Genomic DNA, 1,456 nt, shown 5'->3' with positions numbered 1-1,456 from the left:
GGACCCGCGCCGTGGCGCAGGGCCCGCGCCGGGATGCGGCACGGGCCGCGGCGGCGTGGGTGCGCCGCGGCCCGTGCCGCTTCACCAGACACGCACGACCGTGTACGTGAGCGTGTCGTCGCGGAACGTCACCTCGTAGACCGCCGGTCCCTGCGTCATCGGGGTGCGCGGACCGCCGGCCTCGGCCGTCCCGTCGCCGCCCGCGTCGCCGAACGTGACCGCGCCCGTGCCGTCGGTGTCGAACAGCAGCGCCTCGTCGGGGTGCGCACCGAACGGCATCGTGAGCCGCCACGTGTGGTCGGCGACCAGCGTCATCGGTACGGCAGCCCACCCGGTGCTCGTGCCGCGCAGCGTCATCGTCGGGTAGGTGCTCGCGTACCCGCCGCCCGCGACCGGGCCGAGCTCGACGTGCACGACGGCGCCCGCGGGCCCGACCGACTCCGTCCGGACGGACACGCCTGCGGCGGCGTCCGTGAACGTCCTCCCGACCTGCAGTGCGGCGTCGTCGTACCCGTCGCCGGGCGTCGTGTCGACGAGCGCGGTGCCGCGGTCGGTCGCACGGCGGATCTCGACGCCGTTCAGGAGGGCCGGGTAGCGGCTGACCTTGGCGTCCCAGGCCTGGCCGTACGGCTGCCGCAGGTCGAGGTCGTAGTAGTCGCCCGACGGCAGCGGGACGCGCAGGTCCTGCGGCTGGTCGGTCGGCGCCTCGGACGGCGCGAGGGTGTACGTCCCCGACTCGGTCACGGTCGTGACGCGCGACGGCGGGATCCAGCCGAGGCGCGCCTTGTAGTTGGCGGAGAACTGCATCTGGTTCCAGGTGTCGCCCATGGCGTCGAACGGGTCGCCGTACTCCCGCACGGTGCAGGAACCGCCCGGCTCCTCGACGGCCGTGGGACGTCCGTCGGCAGCGGTGCAGACCAGCGCGTTCGCGTGGTCGAGCCCGAGGTTGTGGCCGAGCTCGTGCTGCTCGACCGCGCGTGTGCCGCTGTCGCCCGCCCACAGGTTCACGGACACCTGCCCGCCGATGGACGCCCACCCGCCGTACCAGCAGCCGCGGTCGGGGGAGTCGAGGACGAACGCGACGTGGTCGTAGCCGGCCAGGTCCAGCCCGGCCGCCTGCGCCGCGTCCGTGCCGGCGGACGCCTCGCCCCAGCAGCCGGTGCCGGCCGGGATCTCGAGGTAGCCGTAGACGTCGCCGTCCGGCCGGTCGCGGCCCCGGAGCTCGAGCTGCGACCACGAGCTCTCGCGGAAGTAGGCCGCGACGGAGTCGGGTGCCGTGAAGAAGGCGCGGCGGGCGTCGTCGGCGGACACGGGCTCGGCGCCCGCGGGTCCGAGGCGGAGCAGGACCACGGCGACCGTGCGCTCGCCGACGGCGGCGGTGCCGGGCGCCGCGGAGAGCGTCCGCACGGCCGTGCCGTCGAAGGTCGCCCTCGCCTCGCCGACGTCGGGTGCGTCC

1 protein-coding gene is annotated in these 1,456 nt (G+C 75.5%); it reads right to left on the bottom strand.

Annotated elements, in window-relative coordinates; all coding sequences use genetic code 11:
• Positions 1-81: 81 nt before the first annotated feature.
• The coding region (locus HGA02_RS19130; RefSeq protein ID WP_210728821.1) for a hypothetical protein at positions 82-1,456 on the bottom strand (1,375 nt) is incomplete at its 5' end.

The organism is Cellulomonas septica (assembly GCF_012396155.1).
Classification (GTDB): Bacteria; Actinomycetota; Actinomycetes; order Actinomycetales; family Cellulomonadaceae; genus Cellulomonas; species Cellulomonas septica.
This window is presented reverse-complemented; position numbering and strand designations above follow the sequence as displayed.